We start from the raw sequence: 18,346 nt of genomic DNA on the forward strand, positions 1-18,346 counted from the left end.
GATACGCATTCCAGCGGTTTACGGACCGCTATTCAAGGGACGACTGACATAGGAGATGCTTTATGCACCGAGCGCGCGGTCGCAAAGACCTAGAAACTACCGTGCGACCTTCTTGGTATTCTGGTGCGTCCGGAGAATACGGTCCTTGAGGACATTCGATGCCTTGAAGGTCATCACGCGGCGCGGAAGGATCGGAACCTCCTCGCCGGTCTTGGGATTGCGGCCCACCCGCTCGTTTTTGGACCGCACGTGAAAGGTAGCGAAGGACGACAGCTTGACTGTCTCACCGCGCACGATTGCTTCGCAAATCTCATCAAGCACCGACTCCACAAGAGTAGCGGATTCGGTCCGAGAGAGGCCTACCTTTCGATAGACGGCTTCGGCAAGGTCGGCGCGAGTAAGTGTCTTCCCTCCCATGCGAGCGTCCAACTCATCCCCTCGATACATAATAACAATTACAGCTTGAAACGTAAGAACGTTAGGGAATTGACCATACTAGGTCAAGGACCGAACCCGTCACCTCAAGTCGTGATAAAGCAAAGTGTGGCAGATATGCCGATGTTGGATTGCGATAGCCTACCAGCGAAGAAGGACGGCGCCCCATGTGAATCCGCCACCCATGGCTTCAAGGAGGACGAGATCGCCCTTCTTTATGCGCCCGTCCGCCACGGCCACTGACAGCGCGAGTGGAACCGACGCCGCCGATGTGTTTCCATGAAGCTGGACCGTGGTCACCACCTTCTCCTCGGCAATACCGAGTTTCTTCGCCGATGCATCGATGATGCGCTTGTTGGCCTGATGCGGGACGAACCAGTCCAGATCGTCAGCGGTTATGCCTGCCTTCGCGAACACGTCCTCGATAACGTCAGTGATCATGCCGACGGCATGCTTGAATACCTCGCGGCCTTCCATGCGAAGGTGGCCGACCGTCCCCGTCGTCCCCGGTCCGCCGTCGACGAACAGCTTATCCTTGTGCGCGCCGTCCGATCGCAGGCTTGCTGCGACAATGCCTCGCTCCGCAAGCGTTGCCTGGCTTTCGACCGCCTCGAGCACGAGCGCGCCTGAACCGTCGCCGAAAAGCACGCAGGTGCTGCGATCGGTCCAGTCGAGAATGCGCGAAAACGTCTCCGCGCCGATGACCAGCACGCGCTTTGCAAGCCCGCCCTTGATGTAGAGGTCGGCCGTCGTGATCGCGTAGACGAAGCCGGAACACACCGCCTGCATGTCGAAGGCGAAGCCGTGCCTCATGCCGAGCCGGTTCTGGATATCCACGGCGGTTGCCGGGAAAGTGTTGTCCGGAGTCGATGTCGCGACCAGGACGAGGTCGATGTCATCGGGCGTAAGACCCGCATTCGCAAGGGCGGCACGGGCCGCATCCGCGCCGAGCGATGCGGTTGTCTCGTCGTCGCCTGCGATATGGCGTTGGCGTATTCCGGTGCGCTGCGCGATCCACTCGTCAGAGGTTTCGACGACACCTTCGAAATCGGTATTCTTCATGATGCGGCGAGGCAGGGCAGAGCCGATCCCGCGCACGACAGACCTGATCAAGATGACTATTCCTTGTCGTCTTCCTCGGCGGAGCGCGCCGCAATTTTCTTGGGATGCCGCGCATGGAAGAGGTCGAGGTCGGCCTCTATCCTGTCGAGCAGTCCGTTTCGGACCATGTCGTAGCCGAGTTCCACGGCTGCCGCAAAGCCCTCGTCGTCGGTGCCGCCATGGCTCTTCACGACGATGCCGTTCAGACCAAGGAAAACGCCGCCATTGGATTTGCGTACGTCCATCTTTTCGCGCAACCGGTCGAATGCGCCCTTGGCGAAGACGTAGCCGATCTTCGCCATCGTGGTGCGCGCCATGGCGTCCTTCAGCAGGGCCGCCATGAACTTGGCGGTGCCCTCAGCGGTCTTCAGAGCGATGTTGCCGGCAAAGCCCTCGGTCACAAACACGTCGACGGTGCCCTTGCCGAAATCATCCCCTTCGACAAAGCCATGGTAGCTCATCGAGGTCAGGCCGGCCTCGCGCAGCAACTGACCGGCCTCCTTGACCTCTTCCTGGCCCTTGACCTCCTCCACGCCGACATTCAGCAAGCCGACCGTGGGACGGTTGATGCCAAAGAGCGCACGCGACATTGCCGTCCCGAGGATCGCAAAGTCGATCAGCTGATGGGCATCGGCGCCGATCGTAGCGCCAACATCGAGCACAATGCTTTCGCCGCGCATGGTCGGCCAAATCGAGGCGATGGCAGGACGGTCAATCGTCGCCATCGTCCGCAGGCAGAATTTGGACATCGCCATCAGCGCGCCGGTATTCCCGGCCGAAACGCAGCAGTCGGCCTGGCCCGCCTTGACCGCATCGATCGCCTTCCACATGGACGACTTCCAGCGGCCGTGACGGAGCGCCTGGCTCGGCTTGTCGTCCATCCGCACCGCGATTTCGCAATGCACGAGTTCGCTGATCGCTGCGACCTTAGGGTATTTTTCGAGAATCGGCCGCACTTCGTCGGCCTTGCCAAAAATAAGGAACCGCACATCCGACCGGCGCTCGGCGACTTTCATCAATCCCGGTATCACCACGGAAGGTCCGTGGTCGCCGCCCATCGCATCGATTGATATTCTGATCACGAAGCCACGTTCCGCTTGAGTTTCGATTCAGGACGAATCTGGTTTGAGGGCAGGTACGGGTTAATGGACGGGTACGGCCAAACCGGGGCCGGTAAAGCTGGCGCAAAATAGCGATTTTGGCCTGTCACACAACTGCGAATTCTTCGGATGGCCTTGCCCTAGTCCTTTTGTACGAGCTTGCGCAGTTTCGCCTGAAGTGGGCCCTCGGCCTCGACCGGCTCGACATCGGCCGGCTTGGACTCCAGCAAGGCGCCGTCCTTTCTCGGATAGGGATCTAGAGCCAGACCGAAGAACTCCTCCGCAAGCGCACCCACATCAATCGTATCGCCGGTGAAGGTTTCCGGACTGTCCGGCCCGTCAGCGTCGATGTGGATTTCGCCCCCGTCACCGAAACCCATTCGACCCAATTTCGAATCTGCTGGAAGGAAAAGCCCTGTCACATCTTCCCGGACCGCGGCTTTCAGAGGCTCGAGCGTAACAACGCACTCCTGCGTGATATCGGCCTCGACGTACCCGGAAACCTTCACGCCGTTTCTCTTCCACGGCGTGACGTTCAGTTCCGCGTGAAAGCGTTCGACGGATAAAACGCCATGAGCGGCCGAAAGCGCTTCGCGTTGCCGGGCATCCGCATCGATGACAACGGGCATACCCTTCTGCGGCAAACGCGAAACAAACGCCTTGAAGGAAACCGGGCTGGCCTGATCGTCCATTTTCACTCCGTCCGGCCCGGCTTCGGAAAATGAAGCGTTCCGCTGAGGATCGCATTCACGTCCTGCCCGGCCAGCATTTTGTCGGCACCCATGACATAGTTCGCAAGATAGGTAGCCTCTGGCCAGGAAGCCATCGTCGGGCAGACGTTTCGTGCAAGGGCAGCAGCAAGATCCGCGTCATCGCCCCGGTCCAGCGCGTCCCCGTAGGCAGCCGTGCGACCGTAATACATCTTCGCCAGCTTCTTCATGCGCTTCGGCACACCGAGGTCGCCTACTCCCAGCTCCCTGAGCGAATGGTCGACATCGGTGAAAAAGTTGTCGATCAGGATTTGCGCCATATCGCGGGCTGCGTCCCCTTCCCCGCGCATCCGATGCTGAAACAGGAACATGTGCAGCGAGAGCATCTCGAAACGCCCAAGCGGCGTATCCGGCACCTGCCAGTCCGAATAAAACGGTTCCTGCCGCGCGGCTGCCACGATTGATGCGTAAAGCTCTTCCGTTATCAAGCGGTTTGTGCTGCGATCGCGGCGGAATAGGCGCTGGAACATGGGGCTCTCCCGGCGACGGTTCGCCTGGTGGCAATGTTGCATCGCCACGGAAGCTGGTTTACCGGTTTTGCCGGCTCACGCAAGCAGGCCAGACTATTCGCCGGCTGGGGCGATTTCGAGGGAGTTTTTGTTGCAGGCGTCGAAATTCAAGTCATCTTCTCTTCCGAGGACGGCGGGGCTTACGCTCGTTGTCGCTGCGGTTTTCGTATCAGGCTGCAACAGTTCGAAAACCTTTGCTGGCCTGAAGCCTGGGGAAACATTGACGCAGGGCTATGTGATCGACCAGCAATCGATCGACCTTGTCCCGGTAGGCTCCAGCCGCGAGCAGGTGCTGCTGACGCTTGGTAGCCCATCGACGACCGCCACATTCGACAATGAGGTCTTCTATTATATCTCACAGACAAGACAACGACCCGTCGCCTTCATGAACGCGAAGCTTGTCGATCAACGCATTCTCGCCGTTTATTTCAACCAGGAAGGGCGCGTCGATAACATCGCGAACTACGGACTGAAGGACGGAAAAGTGTTCGACTTCATCTCGCGCACGACGCCGACCGCCGGCCGCGACCTCAACTTCCTGGGCCAGATGCTCGCAGGCGCGGGCAACATGGGCGCGAGCACTGCGAAGAACATTCTGGGCGGCGGCCAGTAGCCTCAGACCGCCTTTAAGGTCGCCCAAAAAGAAAACCCCGCGAAGATCGCTCTTCGCGGGGTTTCTGTTTCCGGTCCGCTTTCAGCCGTGTGCGAGCACGGCGAGCAGCAGGAGCGCGACGATGTTGGTGATCTTGATAGCCGGATTGACCGCCGGCCCGGCCGTATCCTTGTAGGGATCGCCGACGGTGTCACCGGTAACCGAGGCCTTGTGGGCTTCCGATCCCTTGAGGTGTTTGACGCCGTCCTTGTCGACAAAGCCGTCCTCGAAGGACTTCTTGGCATTGTCCCAGGCGCCGCCACCGGAGGTCATCGAGATCGCGACGAACAGGCCGTTGACGATGACGCCGAGCAGCGAAGCGCCGAGAGCGGCAAACGCCGAAGCCTTGGAGCCGGAGATCAGCAACACCCCGAAGTACACGACCAACGGGGCCAGGACAGGCAGGAGCGAAGGAATGATCATTTCCTTGATCGCCGCCTTGGTCAGCAGATCCACCGCGCGTGCATAGTTCGGCTTGGAGGTTCCGGCCATGATGCCGGGGTCCTCGCGGAACTGGCGACGCACTTCCTCGACGATCGATCCCGCCGCACGGCCGACAGCCGTCATGGCGATGCCGCCGAAGAGGTAGGGGATCAGGCCACCGAAGATCAGTCCAGCCACGACATACGGGTTGGACAGATCGAAGGAGACCGTACCGATATCGGCGAAATATGGGTATTGCGCCGCGTTGGCCGCGAAATACTGCAGGTCGTAGCTGTAGGCTGCGAACAGGACCAGCGCACCGAGGCCCGCCGAACCGATTGCGTAACCCTTCGTCACGGCCTTGGTGGTGTTGCCCACAGCGTCCAGCGCATCGGTCGAGTGACGCACCTCAGGCGGCAGACCTGACATTTCGGCAATCCCGCCCGCGTTGTCGGTAACCGGACCGAACGCGTCGAGCGCAACGATCATGCCGGCAAGGCCAAGCATCGTCGTCACGGCTATGGCCGTACCGAACAGACCGCCAAGCTGGAACGTCGCGATGATGCCCCCGACAATGACGATCGCGGGCAGCGCGGTCGATTCGAGCGAGACTGCGAGGCCCTGGATAACGTTGGTGCCATGACCGGTAACCGACGCCTGCGCGATCGAGTTAACCGGACGCTTGTTGGTGCCGGTGTAATACTCGGTAATGACGACGATCAGACCCGTCACCAGAAGCCCGATCAGGCCGCAGATGAAGAGGTTCGTTCCTGTTACTAGGAAGCCGTTCGCCGTGCCGACGTCGCCCCAGCCGATGGTCAGCGACGTCGCTGCGCCGAGCCCGATAATCGACAGGATGCCCGTGACGATAAGGCCCTTGTAGAGAGCGCCCATGATCGAACCGTTCGAACCGAGCTTAACGAAGAACGTGCCGATGATCGAGGTGATGATGCAGGCACCGCAGATCGCGAGCGGATACAGCATCACCGATCCGAGAACAGCCGAGCCGCCGAAGAAGATGGCGCCGAGAACCATGGTGGCGACTACAGTCACCGCGTAGGTCTCGAACAGGTCGGCGGCCATGCCGGCGCAGTCTCCGACATTGTCGCCGACGTTGTCGGCGATCGTCGCCGGGTTGCGCGGATCGTCTTCCGGGATGCCGGCCTCAACCTTGCCGACGAGATCGCCGCCGACGTCTGCACCCTTGGTGAAGATGCCGCCACCGAGACGGGCAAAAATCGAAATAAGCGAGGCGCCGAACCCGAGCGAAACAAGGGCATCGATGACGACGCGATCAGCCGGCGCATACCCCATCGGGCCAATCAGGACCCAATAGTAGACGGCGACACCCAGCAGGGCCAGACCGGCAACCAGCATGCCCGTGATCGCACCGGACTTGAAAGCGATGTCCAGGCCTGCCGCCAGGCTGTTGGAAGCCGCCTGCGCCGTCCGCACGTTTGCGCGAACCGACACGTGCATTCCAATGAAACCCGCTACGCCCGACAGCACCGCGCCGATGAGGAAGCCAAGCGCGGCCGTGAACGACAGCAGCCACCAGGCCAGCAGGAGGACGACGACGCCGACAATAGCGATGGTAGTGTATTGCCGTGCTAGATAAGCCTGCGCACCCTCCCGGATGGCGGACGATATTTCCTGCATGCGCGCATTGCCCTGGTCGGACGCGAGGACCGACTGTGTCGCCCAGATGGCGTACAGGACAGAAAGCAGGCCGCAGGCGATAACGACGTACAGCATGGTCATGCCAAATTCCCTGATTGCTGGCCCGAAAATCTCCCCTCCCCGGGCCGACGGAAGGAGACCGGGATTCGTCGTGTTGAATCCGGTCCCTAAGGACGAGGCTTATGCGAAACAGCCCCGCGAAGGTCAAGCTGGCGTTCGTTTTTTGCCCGGTTTTCGCCTTTTTGCGCGCAATATCGCCCTGCGATCCATCCCAAGGACACGAAAAGGAAGGAAACTCGCTGGATCAGGCCGGGTTGGCACGCACGTACAGCCGCAATCCGGCTAGGCCGAGGAAGCATAGTCCTGTGACTGGCAGCACGATCCAGTTCAGCATTTCCCAGCCCCAGTTGTTGTAAACGACGCCAGCCAGCAGGGAGCCGCAAGCGACACTGGTGAACAAGATGAAGTCGTGGAAACCCTGGACCTTGCCCTTCTCTGAGGCGCGGTAAGTGCCCGCGACCATGGCCGTCGCACCGATGAAACCGAAGTTCCAGCCAAGTCCGAGCAGGATCAGCGCAGTCCAGAAGTGCCAGAGTTGGATGCCGGACAGCGCCACGATCGCGCAACCGATCAGCAGGATCAAGCCGACCGCGACGATCGTCTCCTTGCCAAAGCGGGTAATCAGCGCGCCCGTGAAAAAGCTTGGCCCGAACATGGCCATGATATGCCAGGAGATGCCCAGCGCCGCGTCGTCGGGCGAAAATCCACAGCCGACCATCGCCAGCGGAGCGCCGGTCATGACAAGGCTCATCAACGCATAGGAGCCGACGGCGCACAGAAGGCCGATCGCGAACTGGGGCTGGGCGATGATCTCGCGCAACGGACGCGCAGGAGCGTCGGCATCCTGCCTGGAGCCTACGACATGGCGGGAAACGCGCAGGAAAGACAGCAAGATTGCGCCCACGGCCGCAAGTGGCAGGATCGAGGCGAAAGCACCGGCAAACATGACAGGTGCCAGCAGATCGCGCGTGAAGATTACGATCTGGGGCCCGATGACCGCCGTGAAGATACCCCCGGCAAGCACGAAGGAAATCGCGCGAGCCTTGAACTCTGGCGGCGCGTTGTCAGCCGCGGCAAAACGGAATTGTTGGACGAAGGCGCCGCCGACGCCAATTCCCACGAGCCCCGCGACGAAGCCCCAAAAACTTGCCTGGAAAAGCGCGAAGGTCGCGATCAGCCCGCCAAACGCTGTCACCAGCGTGCCCGTCATGAAGCCGTTGCGCTGGCCAAGTGAGCGGATGATTACCGCCGCCGGGATTGCACCAAGCGCCACGCCGACGTTGAAACCAGTGACCGGCAACGTCGCCAGCGACTTGTCAGCGCCTAGCAGATAGAAACCGGCCAACCCGCCAAGCGAGATCGCGATCGGAGCCGCCGACCCTATGATCGCTTGCGATGCGGCAAGAATGAGCGCGGTGCGCCGTGCATCCACCGGCGCGTGAGCGTTCATGATGCGTCGCGGCCCCGTCCTTCGCCACGGACTCTGCGCGAGACACGATCGAGCACTGCGTTCACCAGCTTCGGCTCATCCTCGGAGTAGAATGCCTTGGCGATGTCGACATATTCAGACACGATGACCGCAACCGGCACATCATCGCGCTTCATCAGTTCATAGACGCCTGCACGCAGGATCGCTCTCAACGTCGAATCCAGCCGCGACAGCGGCCAGTCCTCCGTCAGCGCCTGCCGGATCATGGGATCGACTACCTTCTGGTTCTCGACAACCCCCGACAGGATTGCCCGGAACCACTGCGCATCCGCCTCTCGATACTGGGCGCCGTCTACTTCTTTCCCCAACCTGAAGGCCTCGTACTCCGCCGCAATCTCCAGCAACCCGCTACCGGCGACATCCATCTGGTACAGCGCCTGCACCGCAGCGAGCCGTGCCGCGCCGCGCTTGTTGGCCTGCCTGATATTAGGCTGTTCGCCAGTTGGCTCTTGCACGGTCAGGCCCCCAGCCGCTCGCGGATCGCGATCATGGTGAGCGCGGCGCGCGCGGCGAACCCTCCCTTGTCGCCCTCGGTCTTCCTGGCGCGCACCCATGCCTGCTCCAGGTTTTCGGTCGTGAGGATGCCGTTGCCGATCGCCAGCGACTCGTCGACGGACAGGTTCATAAGCCCGCGCGAGGATTCATTCGCGACAATGTCGAAATGATAGGTGTCGCCTCTGATGACTGTCCCCAGAGCCACGTAGCCATCGTAGTCTGTGCCGCCTTCATCCGCGGCGTCGAGCGCGAAGGATATGACGGCCGGAACCTCCAGCGCTCCCGGAACGGTGATGACGTCGTAGGTCGCGCCCGCCTCGTCAAGCGCCGCCTTTGCGCCATCAAGCAAGGCGTCGGCGAGATCGTCGTAGAAGCGTGCCTCGACAATGAGGATGTTCGCCTTCTCTTTGGGCAGGCTGAAGGCTTTTCCGTGGTCTGAAGTGACGGCCATTGGTATCTCCCGGTCGGGCGGTGACTTAGGCCGATCCGGGTGCGACCGCAAGCGCTACATTGTGCACCCCAGCCATGCGCACGATGACCGCATCAGAGGCCCTGCGTCGACGCCTCCGCCAGCCTTGCGGCATAACGCGCCATCGTATCGACCTCGAGATTCACGTCGTCGCCAACCTGCCGTTCGCCCCATGTGGTGACCGAAAGCGAATGATGGATCAACAAGACATCGAAGCGCCTGCCATCGACCTTGTTGACCGTGAGTGACGTCCCGTCCAGCGCGACCGATCCCTTCGGCGCGACGAACTTCGCCAATTCCCGGGGAGCATCCAGCGTAAAGCGCACCGCCTCGCCCTCTTTCGTCCGCGCGACGATTCCGGCCTTGCCGTCGACGTGGCCGGAAACGATGTGGCCCCCGAGTTCGTCCCCGATCTTCAACGCTCGCTCGAGATTGATCGGCGTACCGAGTTGCCAGCTTGAAGCGGTCGTCAGCCGAAGCGCTTCGTCCCAGGCTTCGACCTCGAACCAGCGCTCATTGCTTCCGACGTCGGGAAGTCGGGTGACTGTCAGGCATACGCCCGAACAGGATATCGACGCACCAATAGCGATGGAGGCAGGATCGTATGCCGTCTCGATACGAAACCTGACGCCCTTCGGCAGCGCCTCTGTCGCGGCTATCCTGCCGACATCGGTGACAATCCCGGTAAACATCAGAGCGGCCTCACCCATTCCGAAACGTGGTCGTCGCCGAAGGTTGCGCGTCGCGCCAAGCTAAATCCACCTGGCATGTGGTTTTCATCTACCGGCGCCGCAATCCCGTCCGCCCCGACGACCACCGCACCGCGAAAGAGCACAATCCGGTCCACGAGGCCTTCGTCCAGAAAATGTCTCGCAGTAGCCGCGCCGCCCTCCACCATGACCGTCGACAATCCCTTTGCGGCGAGATCCTCGAGCAGTTCGGGCAGCGCAATCCGTCCGTCAAAGGTTTCGGTTGCGAGAAACCCCGCTCCAGAACGCTCCAGCGCGGCCTTCCGTCCCGGATCGACCCCTTCGCAGGCAGCGACCAAGAGCTGGACTTGTCCGGCCGTCTGGACGAGCTTCGATGTGAGCGGCAGCCTTGCAGCGGGATCGAGCACGATCCGCGTCGGCGATCTGTCGGCAAGCCCCGGCAACCTGACTGTGAGTTCCGGATCGTCGGCAATGGCTGTGCCAACCCCGACGAGGATGGCGTCGCTCATGGCGCGCATCATGTGGACCTGCCGGCGCGATACCTCGCCCGTGATCGCGATCTGCCCCTCGCCGGGCCTGCCGATCATCCCATCCTGCGAAATCGCAAGTTTCAGCGTGACTTCCGGCCTTTTTTTCAGGGATCTCGTGAGATAGCCGGCCATTGCATCGGTGGCCTGTTCGGCCAAGACCCGCTCGACGACTTCGATGCCCGACTCTCGCAGAATGGTATACCCTTTGCCAGAAACGCGGTCGTCGGGGTCGCTCGCCCCCCCAACCACCCGGGCTACACCCGCCGAAACCAGCGCATTGGCGCACGGCGGCGTCCGCCCATGGTGCGCGCAGGGCTCCAGGGTAACGTAGGCGGTCGCTCCCCGCGCCAGGTCACCGGCCTCAGTCAAAGCCTCGGTTTCGGCATGCGGTCGGCCGCCGATAGCGGTTGCGCCACGGCCGACAATCACCGGTCCATCCTGCCCTTCGCGGACGATCAGCGTGGCAACGGAAGGGTTTGTGGCAGTCAGGCCGGCGTGCTTGCCCGAAAGCCGGATCGCAGCCGCCATGAAGCGGCGATCAAGCGCCTCTTGTTCCGCCGCCGAGCGCGAGGTCATTTCAGCCGGCGTCCTCATCGCCTTTCAGTTCGCCGAGAACTTCATGGAAATCCTTGGCCTCGCGAAAATTGCGGTACACCGAGGCGAAGCGGACATACGCAACATCATCGAGCGTCTTCAGCGCCTCCATGACCAACCGGCCGATTTCGGCCGACGGTATCTCGGTTTCGCCAGAGCTTTCCAACTGACGAACAATGCCGGTGACGGCCCGGTCGATCCGCTCGGGCTCGACGTTGCGCTTGCGAACCGCGATCTCGACGGACCGCAAGAGCTTGTCACGGTCGAAGGGAACCTTGCGTCCCGTCTTCTTCAAGACGACGAGATCGCGCAACTGGACGCGTTCGAAAGTGGTGAAACGCCCACCGCATACCGGGCAGACGCGCCTGCGCCGGATCGCCCCGCCATCTTCGGCGGGCCGCGAATCCTTCACCTGTGTGTCTTCGGACTGGCAATAGGGACAGCGCATGAAGGCCTTCGGATAAACGGAGGGAGAGATTCTGCAGCGACACTTAACCGATTTTGCGGCGAGCCAAAACACGTACGCCGGTGTCGCAAGAAAGGGCAAGGGAACTATTCGTCAGGACGTCCGACTTCCTCTCCGACCATTTCGGGCGGGATGTGCATGATCGTCACGTCGAACCCGGAACCGGCATTCCATTTGCCGCTGTCCGGTTCATCAAGCCAGACCTTCCTTTGTATTCGCTCAAAGACAGGCCCCAGGCCATTGGCAAAGCGTGCTCTCGGCGCGAGATACTCGTTGTTCGCACCGAAATGCGAGAAGAGTATCGAGAGATGAACTTCAAAACACTCCTTCGGATCGGCCTCGCTAATACGAAGGAGTTCCGCAGCCAATTCCCGAAGCGCTGGCCTTGTCATGTAGACCTTGGCACCTGACCAATCCGTCAACATCGCGACCGATTTGGAGCGGGGTGTGCCATCCAGTGTGTCAGGCTCGTCCAAATCGTCCTCCAACGTTGGGATAGTCGGCGTCATCCCATATAGGAATACATCGGGAACTTTTCAGTCAGCGTCAGCACCTTCTGCTTCACCGCCGCCTCGACCGCCGCGTTGCCCTCGTCCGAATTTGCTACCTTCAAGCCATCCAGAACTTCCGCGATGAGCTTGCCGATCTCGCGGAACTCCGCCTCGCCAAAGCCGCGCGTGGTTCCGGCCGGCGTGCCGAGGCGTACGCCGGAGGTGACGAACGGCTTCTCCGGGTCGAAGGGAATGCCGTTCTTGTTGCAAGTGATGTTGGCGCGACCGAGAGCGGCCTCGGCGCGCTTGCCCGTCGCGTTCTTGGGACGCAGGTCAACCAGCATCAAGTGATTGTCGGTGCCGCCCGAGACGATATCGAGGCCCGTTTCCTTGAGGCTTTCCGCAAGAGCCTTCGCATTCGAGACCACGTTTGCGGCATAGGTCTTGAATTCCGGCTTGAGCGCCTCGGCGAAAGCGACCGCCTTGGCTGCGATGACGTGCATCAGCGGTCCGCCCTGAAGTCCAGGGAACACGGCCGAATTGATCTTCTTTGCAATATCCTCGTCGTTAGTCAGGATCATGCCGCCGCGAGGTCCACGCAGGGATTTGTGCGTTGTGGTCGTCACCACGTGCGCATGCGGCAGCGGCGAAGGATGCTGCCCACCGGCGACGAGGCCCGCAATATGGGCCATGTCGACCATCAGATAGGCGCCGACAGCATCGGCGATCTCGCGAAAACGCTTCCAATCCCAGATGCGCGAATAGGCCGTGCCGCCCGCCAGGATCAGCTTCGGCTTGGTCTCGTGCGCGGTCTTCTCGATCGCATCCATGTCGAGCAGGTGATCGTCCTGGCGAACACCGTAGGAAACGACCTTGAACCACTTGCCGCTCATGTTGACCGGCGAGCCGTGCGTGAGGTGGCCACCCGAGTTGAGGTCGAGACCCATGAAGGTGTCGCCAGGCTGCAACAGCGCCAGGAACACAGCTTGGTTCATTTGCGAGCCGGAATTCGGCTGCACGTTGGCGAAGTTGCAGGAAAACAGCTTCTTGGCGCGCTCGATCGCCAATTCCTCGGCGATATCTACGAACTGGCAGCCGCCATAGTAGCGCTTGCCGGGGTAACCCTCCGCATACTTGTTCGTCATGATCGAGCCCTGGGCTTCCAGCACGGCGCGCGACACGATGTTTTCGGACGCGATCAGTTCGATCTCGTGACGCTGACGACCGAGTTCCGAGCGTATGGCCCCGAAGATTTCCGGGTCGGCGTCGGCGAGCGATGTTCCAAAAAACGAAGCCGAATGGTTCGCGGCTGCCGTTGCTGTTGCCATGGCGTTCAAATCCCGAATATGGAGGTCAGCGGAAGGTCAGGCGCGCATTAACACAGTTGATATGGCCTCGCCACGCTCGCGCATGCGAAATTTCGTCGCCGAATTGCGGCAGACAGCCCGAGAACACCCGCTCTCAAAGCAAAAAGGCCGCCCAGAGGCGGCCCTTGGAAACTCTAAAGTGCCTGGCTAAGCTGCAGTTCGCTCACGCCGTCCATCGCGTAGATGTCGTCGCGGAAATGCGCGACCCCGTCTCCGGTCGACCATGCCGAGACATACGCGAAGTAAATCGGCACCGGGACCGCGAGCTGCACCGGCATGTTCTCGCCGCTCTTGATTGTCGATTCGAAACGCTGACGATCCCAGCCCGGCGTATCGCGCAGCAACCATGTAACAAGGTCCCGGACGTTCTGGACGCGGACGCAACCGGAAGAATCGAAGCGCATCAGCTTGTCGAACAGCGTCTGCTGCGGCGTATCGTGCATGTAGGTCGCGTGCTCGTTCGGGAAATTGATCTTCACCGACGCCATAGCATTGATCTTGCCCGGATCCTGACGGAAGCGGAACTTGGCAGCGTCTTCGGTATTCCAATCGATCGTTGCAGGATCGATCTCCCCGTTGGGGCCGAGGATGCGGATGTTGTTTTCCGCCAAATACTGCGGGTTTTTCCGCATCAGCGGAATGATGTCCTTGCGAACGATCGACTCTGGCGCGTTCCAGTAGGGATTGACGATGATTTCGTTGATCGCCGAATTCAGGATCGGTGTCTGGCGGTCGATCTTGCCGACGATGGCGGTGTGCCGGAGCACGACACGGTCGTTCTCCACCGCTTCGATCTGCGCGGCGGGGATGTTGACCATTACGTAGCGACCGACCGGCTGAGCCTGGGACTGGAGACGCTGTAAATTGGTCTGCAACTGGCCGAGTCGGGTCTGTGCGGAGACGTTTAGCGCCGCATAGCTGTACTTGCCGAGTACCCCGTCCACCGGGAGGCCATGGCGCGCCTGGAAGCGCTTCACCGCCGCATCGACATAGGTGTCAAAGGATTCCGACATGCCCGCGCTGGTCGACAGGTCGCCGGAGATCATCAGGCGCTTGCGCAACACCGCGACATCGGGATCGACTACGCCCAACTGCAGCTTCTTGGTCGCCGGAACGACCGGCCATCCGCCCTGCGCGACGATGTTGGAATACTGGCCGATGGCCTGCTGGATATAGGAAATCGTCTGTGGCGAAAAAATCGGGAGATTGGTGGCAACCTTGCCGCCATCGCTGGCGCGTGCGTCGAAAGTGTCGTCCCAATTGCCACGGCGATTGGACTGCAGGACTTCCATGATCACGTCCTGAGCCCTCGCCGGCGCAGCAAAAGCCGCAGCGGCGAGCATGCCCGCACCTGAAAGAAAGACCCGTCGGCTGGTTTTGATCGTCATACCGGATACTGTCCCGTCATCATCGCGGTGCAACTCTATGGCGGCCATGCTTAACAAATGGCCAACCACAAACAGGAGCCGTCACCCTTGCCTGCGCATCGCGCAACTCTACGTCCGCATATCCATCCGATTATGGCGGCAGCAAGGCTTTGGCCACACACGACAGCGTGAGGCGGGCAAAAAGAAAGCGGCCGCTGCCTCCCCGCAACGGCCGCTGCTTGCCGACTGGAGGGCAAGAAATCACATGCGATAGGCGATCGTATCGTTCCAGAAGCGGTCCAGCCGCTGCAGCGCCCGGTTCATCTGCTTGAACTCGTCCTGATTGATGCCGCCGACCTGCTCGATCGACCCGATGTGGCGCTCGTAGAGCCCGGCGACGACCTCGGCCACGGCCTGCCCCTTCGGTGTCAGGCTGACGCGAACCGAGCGGCGATCGATACGCGAGCGCTGATGGTTGATGAAGCCGAGATCGACCAGCTTCTTCAGGTTGTAGGAAACGTTCGAACCGAGATAATAACCGCGCGAGCGCAGTTCGCCGGCCGTCAACTCGGCATTACCGATGTTGAACAGCAGCAGCGCCTGGATCGCGTTGATGTCGGAGCGACCATTGCGATCGAATTCGTCCTTGATCACGTCCAGCAGGCGGCGGTGCAGGCGCTCGACCAGCTGCAGGGATTCCATGTAAAGCGAGCGGATCGCTTCGCGACGATCATCGGATACGGGAGCGGTCTTCGCCGCCGAACGCGAATTGTTCATTGTCTTGCCTCTCGTTTGTCGCCCGGTGATTGTTTTTGTTTCTCACCTTGGTCGCGACACTATCGAATGCACATAAAATTCGACTTAAACACCAGGACTAACAAGGGGTTAAGCCGACCTGTGTTGGCAAGACGATTAACGATCGGTCACCCGCGGAGCTAAAATTAACCGTATTGCTCCGCCTTGCGATGCTGCAGGTGTATCAGAACGCGAAAGGCCGTGTAGAGAACCGCCACGAAGATGTGGCTCGACACGATCAGGAGCTTGTGGCCGTAGAGGTCCGGGAACAAGACGTACATCAGGACCTCGGTGACTGCGCAGATCGCCCAGATCACCGGCCCCCATGACGCAAGCATCCATAGGCCGATGGCGGCAAATGGATAGAACACGGCAAGCGTGACGGCCGCGATCTGCCAGTGAACAGGCATGAGGTCGAACCGCCACAGCGGCCCATCGTAGATGCCGATCAGACGCACCCAGTACAAAATGCCAAACAGCAGGCAGTAGCCGGCGACGATCCGCTGAAACCAGACAAACCCGGTTTCTGCGAGCGTCGGCTGCACCGGTCCGCGTTCGGCCAGGTCACTCACAGCGCGAGTTCTCCGTTCGGCAACGGTGCAAAAAAGACGTCGATGTCGCTCTCGCGGATGTCGGCCAGCGTGGGCGGCCTCCAGACAGGTTTGGAGCCCTTTTCGATGAGCGCCGCCCGTATTCCTTCATAGAGATCGTGGCTTTCCAGCATCCTGTTCAGGATCCGGAACTCCATGCGCATGCAATCGGCGAGCGGCATGGTCGAACCTGCCGTGAGCGCACGGAAGGTCACGTGCAGGCTTGTCGGCGAACGCGTGCGGATGATCGCCAGCGTTTCGGCGGCAAATTCATCCGAGGGCGCCGCCCGTTCGAGACTGGCGATAATCTCGGGGAGCGAACCGCGCGAAAAATGCTTGGCGATAGCCTGGACCTGCGCGTCGGTGGCCTTGCGCGGCACGTTCTTGAAGAATTCTCGCAATTCCGTTCCGGGGTCGCCGCTGTCGGCAATCTCCTCGACCAGCGCCGGGACGTAAACCGAAAGAATGGTGTGGGTGGCAATGCCTGACCAGAGAGCATCGCCCTGCCCCACCCGGTTTCCGGTCAAACCGAGATACATGCCGACGGTACCGCCGAGATTTGGAAGGACGTAACTGCCGCCGACATCCGGGAAGAAACCTATCCCTACTTCCGGCATCGCAAAGACGGCGTTTTCGGTTGCGACCCTGTGGGAACCGTGGATGGAAATGCCCATGCCGCCGCCCATGCAAATGCCGTCGATGAGGGAGACGTAGGGTTTCGGGAAGCGGTCGATCTGGACATTCAGCCTGTACTCGTCGGCAAAGAACTGCGTCAGCCGCCCGCCCCGCTCCCAAACCCTGTAGGTTTCGACGACGTCACCGCCAGCGCAGAAAGCGCGGCCTTCCGCCTTGACTATGACGACTGCGATGGCGGGATCGGTCTCCCAAGCGGTCAACGCTGCACTTAGCGCCTTGACCATCTGGTGGGTCAGCGCATTCAGGGCTCCCGGCCGGGTCAGCGTGACCACGCCTGCCTTGCCGAGGCGTTCGAAACGGATCTGGTCGCCGCCGCCGAAATCCATCCGTTCGATTCCCTCCGATTAACGCATGAAGTGCTAAGCGCGGCCACCAACCGCGTCAATGCCAGGGGCTCGGTGACAGATTGGTCATCGTTGCCTTTGCGTGCTAGAAGCCGCGCGATCGGAGCACTTTCATGAACAAGTTCAGCCTCCCCCGCCAGTCACGCACGGTCGACGAGATCACCGGCTCGCGCCGGCTTCGCCGCATGCGCAGGGCCGACTGGTCGCGGCGGCTGGTGCAGGAAAACCATCTCACCGTCGACGACCTGATCTGGCCGCTTTTCCTGACCGATGGCGAAAACCGCCGCGAGGAAATCGCGGCCATGCCGGGCGTCTTCCGCCTTTCCGTCGATCTCGCCGTCAAGGAAGCAGAGCGCGCCGCAAAACTTGGCATTCCCGCGCTCGCCACCTTTCCGCAGGTAGTCTTTTCTCTGAAAGACGTGGCCGGTTCGGAAATCCTCAATCCCGACAATCTGATCAACCGGGCCACGCGCGCCATCAAGGCGGCGGTTCCGGACATCGGCATCATCACCGACGGCGCGCTCGACCCCTTCACCAGTCACGGCCATGACGGCATCCTGCGCGACGGTGTCATCGTCAACGACGAGACGGTCGAGCAGGTGGCATCTGCGGCCGTTCTCCAGGCGGCTGCCGGTGCGGATATCATTGCTCCGTCCGACATGATGGACGGGCGCATCGGCGCGATCCGCGATGCGCTGGACGCAGCCGGATATCAGGACGTCGCGATCATGTCCTACGCGACCAAGTTCGCCTCCGCCTTCTACGGCCCGTATCGTGAGGCGATCGGTACCCAAGGCCTGCTCAGGGGCGACAAGAAGACCTACTACATCGACCACGCGAACTCGGATGAGGCCATTCGTGAGGCCGAGCAGGACCTCGCCGAGGGTGCCGACATGCTAATGGTCAAGCCGGGCTTGCCCTATCTCGACATCATCCGCAGGCTGAAGGACGAGTTCCAGGTGCCCACCTTCGCCTATCAGGTGTCGGGTGAATACGCGATGATCACGGCCGCCGCGCAGAACGGGTGGATCGACGGCGACAAGGCGATGATGGAATCGCTGCTCGCCTTCAAGCGCGCCGGCTGCGACGGTATCCTCACCTACTTCGCACCGAAGGTGGCCGAACTGTTGAAGGGTTGACCTTTCCGCGATCCCCTGAACTGGCAGCAGTCTGCGGCCTTCGCGTTGACATAAGCGCGGTGTCCGACCAGCCT

20 protein-coding genes are annotated in these 18,346 nt (G+C 61.1%); 2 read left to right on the forward strand and 18 right to left on the reverse strand.

The window, feature by feature from the left end; translation table 11 throughout:
• Nucleotides 1-96 precede the first annotated feature (96 nt).
• The 5 genes from ABMA32_RS09065 to ABMA32_RS09085 form a co-directional block, all read right to left on the reverse strand.
• On the reverse strand, nucleotides 97-417 hold the full coding sequence (locus tag ABMA32_RS09065; RefSeq protein WP_292771157.1) for an integration host factor subunit alpha: 321 nt from the start codon (nucleotides 415-417) through the stop codon (nucleotides 97-99).
• A gap of 159 nt (nucleotides 418-576) precedes the next feature.
• A complete protein-coding gene (locus tag ABMA32_RS09070; protein WP_349013455.1) occupies nucleotides 577-1,548 on the reverse strand; it encodes a beta-ketoacyl-ACP synthase III in 972 nt (323 codons plus the stop codon).
• Nucleotides 1,549-1,553: 5 nt separating this feature from the next.
• Nucleotides 1,554-2,618 (reverse strand): phosphate acyltransferase PlsX, encoded by a 1,065-nt coding sequence (plsX, locus tag ABMA32_RS09075; protein ID WP_349013456.1) that lies wholly within the window; start codon nucleotides 2,616-2,618, stop codon nucleotides 1,554-1,556.
• A 158-nt stretch (nucleotides 2,619-2,776) separates the two neighbouring features.
• The gene (locus tag ABMA32_RS09080) at nucleotides 2,777-3,334 is read right to left on the reverse strand and encodes a YceD family protein (protein ID WP_425475508.1); all 558 of its coding nucleotides are present in this window, start codon (nucleotides 3,332-3,334) and stop codon (nucleotides 2,777-2,779) included.
• On the reverse strand, nucleotides 3,331-3,876 hold the full coding sequence (locus tag ABMA32_RS09085; protein ID WP_349013458.1) for a ubiquinol-cytochrome C chaperone family protein: 546 nt from the start codon (nucleotides 3,874-3,876) through the stop codon (nucleotides 3,331-3,333). Before ABMA32_RS09085 ends, ABMA32_RS09080 begins: the two co-directional genes overlap by 4 nt.
• Nucleotides 3,877-4,006: 130 nt before the next feature.
• Here ABMA32_RS09085 and ABMA32_RS09090 point away from each other — a divergent pair, with 130 nt between their 5' ends.
• Nucleotides 4,007-4,528 (forward strand): outer membrane protein assembly factor BamE, encoded by a 522-nt coding sequence (locus tag ABMA32_RS09090; RefSeq protein WP_349013459.1) that lies wholly within the window; start codon nucleotides 4,007-4,009, stop codon nucleotides 4,526-4,528.
• 81 nt (nucleotides 4,529-4,609) lie between these two features.
• Here the strand turns inward: ABMA32_RS09090 and ABMA32_RS09095 are convergent, their stop codons facing one another.
• The 13 genes from ABMA32_RS09095 to ABMA32_RS09155 all read right to left on the reverse strand — a co-directional run bounded on the left by ABMA32_RS09095 (nucleotide 4,610) and on the right by ABMA32_RS09155 (nucleotide 17,115).
• Nucleotides 4,610-6,751: a sodium-translocating pyrophosphatase gene (locus ABMA32_RS09095; protein WP_349013460.1), complete on the reverse strand. Its 2,142-nt coding sequence runs from the start codon at nucleotides 6,749-6,751 to the stop codon at nucleotides 4,610-4,612.
• Nucleotides 6,752-6,974: 223 nt separating this feature from the next.
• Nucleotides 6,975-8,180 carry an MFS transporter gene (locus tag ABMA32_RS09100; protein WP_349013461.1) on the reverse strand — a complete coding sequence of 402 codons (1,206 nt, stop codon included), beginning with the start codon at nucleotides 8,178-8,180 and terminating at the stop codon, nucleotides 6,975-6,977.
• Nucleotides 8,177-8,674 carry a transcription antitermination factor NusB gene (nusB, locus tag ABMA32_RS09105; protein WP_349013462.1) on the reverse strand — a complete coding sequence of 166 codons (498 nt, stop codon included), beginning with the start codon at nucleotides 8,672-8,674 and terminating at the stop codon, nucleotides 8,177-8,179. Before nusB ends, ABMA32_RS09100 begins: the two co-directional genes overlap by 4 nt.
• A gap of 2 nt (nucleotides 8,675-8,676) precedes the next feature.
• Entirely contained in the window at nucleotides 8,677-9,165 is a 489-nt protein-coding gene (ribH, locus tag ABMA32_RS09110; RefSeq protein WP_349013463.1) for a 6,7-dimethyl-8-ribityllumazine synthase, read from the reverse strand.
• A 92-nt stretch (nucleotides 9,166-9,257) separates the two neighbouring features.
• Nucleotides 9,258-9,875 carry a riboflavin synthase gene (locus ABMA32_RS09115; RefSeq protein WP_349013464.1) on the reverse strand — a complete coding sequence of 206 codons (618 nt, stop codon included), beginning with the start codon at nucleotides 9,873-9,875 and terminating at the stop codon, nucleotides 9,258-9,260.
• Nucleotides 9,875-10,999: a bifunctional diaminohydroxyphosphoribosylaminopyrimidine deaminase/5-amino-6-(5-phosphoribosylamino)uracil reductase RibD gene (gene ribD, locus ABMA32_RS09120; protein ID WP_349013465.1), complete on the reverse strand. Its 1,125-nt coding sequence runs from the start codon at nucleotides 10,997-10,999 to the stop codon at nucleotides 9,875-9,877. The genes ABMA32_RS09115 and ribD overlap by 1 nt, the downstream gene beginning before the upstream one ends.
• Before the next feature lies 1 nt (nucleotide 11,000).
• Nucleotides 11,001-11,465 (reverse strand): transcriptional regulator NrdR, encoded by a 465-nt coding sequence (gene nrdR, locus ABMA32_RS09125; protein WP_349013466.1) that lies wholly within the window; start codon nucleotides 11,463-11,465, stop codon nucleotides 11,001-11,003.
• 104 nt (nucleotides 11,466-11,569) lie between these two features.
• The gene (locus ABMA32_RS09130) at nucleotides 11,570-11,959 is read right to left on the reverse strand and encodes a hypothetical protein (RefSeq protein ID WP_349013467.1); all 390 of its coding nucleotides are present in this window, start codon (nucleotides 11,957-11,959) and stop codon (nucleotides 11,570-11,572) included.
• 29 nt (nucleotides 11,960-11,988) lie between these two features.
• Entirely contained in the window at nucleotides 11,989-13,302 is a 1,314-nt protein-coding gene (gene glyA / locus ABMA32_RS09135) for a serine hydroxymethyltransferase (RefSeq protein ID WP_349013468.1), read from the reverse strand.
• A gap of 173 nt (nucleotides 13,303-13,475) precedes the next feature.
• Nucleotides 13,476-14,723, reverse strand: a complete 1,248-nt coding sequence (locus tag ABMA32_RS09140) for a L,D-transpeptidase family protein (RefSeq protein WP_349014694.1) — start codon at nucleotides 14,721-14,723, stop codon at nucleotides 13,476-13,478.
• A 246-nt stretch (nucleotides 14,724-14,969) separates the two neighbouring features.
• Nucleotides 14,970-15,485: a transcriptional regulator LdtR gene (ldtR, locus tag ABMA32_RS09145; protein WP_349013469.1), complete on the reverse strand. Its 516-nt coding sequence runs from the start codon at nucleotides 15,483-15,485 to the stop codon at nucleotides 14,970-14,972.
• Nucleotides 15,486-15,649: 164 nt separating this feature from the next.
• Nucleotides 15,650-16,075 (reverse strand): DUF6163 family protein, encoded by a 426-nt coding sequence (locus tag ABMA32_RS09150; RefSeq protein ID WP_349013470.1) that lies wholly within the window; start codon nucleotides 16,073-16,075, stop codon nucleotides 15,650-15,652.
• Complete coding sequence (locus ABMA32_RS09155; RefSeq protein WP_349013471.1) at nucleotides 16,072-17,115, reverse strand: enoyl-CoA hydratase/isomerase family protein; 1,044 nt, start codon at nucleotides 17,113-17,115, stop codon at nucleotides 16,072-16,074. The genes ABMA32_RS09150 and ABMA32_RS09155 overlap by 4 nt, the downstream gene beginning before the upstream one ends.
• A 131-nt stretch (nucleotides 17,116-17,246) precedes the next feature.
• Here ABMA32_RS09155 and hemB point away from each other — a divergent pair, with 131 nt between their 5' ends.
• On the forward strand, nucleotides 17,247-18,272 hold the full coding sequence (gene hemB / locus ABMA32_RS09160) for a porphobilinogen synthase (protein ID WP_349013472.1): 1,026 nt from the start codon (nucleotides 17,247-17,249) through the stop codon (nucleotides 18,270-18,272).
• The last annotated feature ends 74 nt before the right edge of the window (nucleotides 18,273-18,346 follow it).

Origin of the sequence: Mesorhizobium quangtriensis (genome assembly GCF_040081925.1) — a bacterium.
In the GTDB taxonomy this organism is placed as follows: Bacteria; Pseudomonadota; Alphaproteobacteria; order Rhizobiales; family Rhizobiaceae; genus Mesorhizobium_K; species Mesorhizobium_K quangtriensis.